At 74.2% G+C, this 616-nt stretch carries 1 protein-coding gene; it reads right to left on the reverse strand.

Features of this window, described 5'->3' with window-relative positions; all coding sequences use genetic code 11:
• A partial coding sequence (locus CA983_RS44770) for an MFS transporter (protein WP_143645917.1) occupies nucleotides 1-616 on the reverse strand: 616 nt, incomplete at both ends.

A 616-nucleotide genomic window follows, 5' to 3' on the forward strand; every position in this document is an offset into this window, starting at 1 on the left:
CCGCGTTGTTGATCCCGCTGGCCAGCCCCGCCCGGGACACATCCACCGACCCCAGCACGGTCGCCGTCAGCGGCGCCACCAGCGTGACCATGCCCAGCCCGAGCACCACCAGCGCCGGCAGCACATCGGCCACGTACGACGTCCCCGGCCCGACCCGCAGCATCAGCAGCATCCCCGCGGCGCACAGCAGCGGCCCCACCGTGAGCGGCAGCCGCGGCCCGATCCGGTCGGCCAGCTCACCGGAGCGCGCCGACAGCACCAGCATCAGCGCGGTCGTCGGCAGCAACGCCGTACCGGCCGCGAGGGCCGAATAGCCCACCACCACCTGGAGCTGAAGCGCGGCGAGGAAGAAGAACCCGCCGAGGGCCGCGTACACGCACAGCGTGACCAGGTTGACCGCCGTGAACTGGCGGGAGGAGAAGATGTCCGGCGGCATCATCGGCTCGGACCGCCGCCGCTCGACGACCACGAACGCGACGGCCGCGACCGCCCCCGCCACCGCCGTACCCGCCACCACCAGGCCGTCCGCACCGGCCGCCTCGATCAACGCGTACGTCAGCAGCGCGAGCGCCGACGCGCCCAGCACCGCCCCCAGCACGTCGAACCGGCCCCGGGC

The organism is Streptomyces swartbergensis (genome assembly GCF_002148965.1).
Classification (GTDB): Bacteria; Actinomycetota; Actinomycetes; order Streptomycetales; family Streptomycetaceae; genus Streptomyces; species Streptomyces swartbergensis.